This is a genomic window from Christiangramia aestuarii, from assembly GCF_009735585.1.
Classification (GTDB): Bacteria; Bacteroidota; Bacteroidia; order Flavobacteriales; family Flavobacteriaceae; genus Christiangramia; species Christiangramia aestuarii.
This window is the reverse complement of the sequence record NZ_VJVW01000085.1, coordinates 1-453: the sequence shown is the minus strand read 5'-3', so window position 1 is coordinate 453 and position 453 is coordinate 1. Positions and strand designations below refer to the sequence as shown.

The following is a 453-nucleotide window of genomic DNA, read 5'->3' as shown; positions in this document are numbered from 1 at the left end:
AAGAAGCCGCCGCGGTCGCCGACTACCTGTGCCCCAACCAGTTGGAGCTGGACAGCTTCTGCGACCGCCAGCCGGACTCCCTCGCCGACTGCGTGGAAATGGCACGGAGCCTGCTGGCACGCGGTCCCAGGGCAATCCTGGTAAAGCACCTGAACTATCCGGGCAAGGCCGGCGACACCTTCGAGATGCTGCTGGTGGCCGCCGACCAGGTCTGGCACCTGCAACGCCCGCTGCTGGCCTTCCCGCGGCAACCGGTCGGGGTCGGCGACCTGGCCTCGGGGCTGTTCCTCTCTCGCCTGCTGCTCGGCGACGACTTGCGTAACGCCTTCGAATTCGCCGGCGCCGCGGTCCATGAAGTGCTGCTGGAAACCCAGGCCTGCGGCAGCTACGAGCTGGAGCTGGTGCGGGCGCAGGATCGGATCGCACATCCACGTCTCAAATTCGAAGCTCGCT

1 protein-coding gene is annotated in these 453 nt (G+C 66.9%); it reads left to right on the top strand.

The genetic code is table 11. The annotated features are described in order from the left end of the window. The coding region (locus FLP08_RS17020; protein ID WP_202912802.1) for a PfkB family carbohydrate kinase at positions 1-453 on the top strand (453 nt) is incomplete at both ends.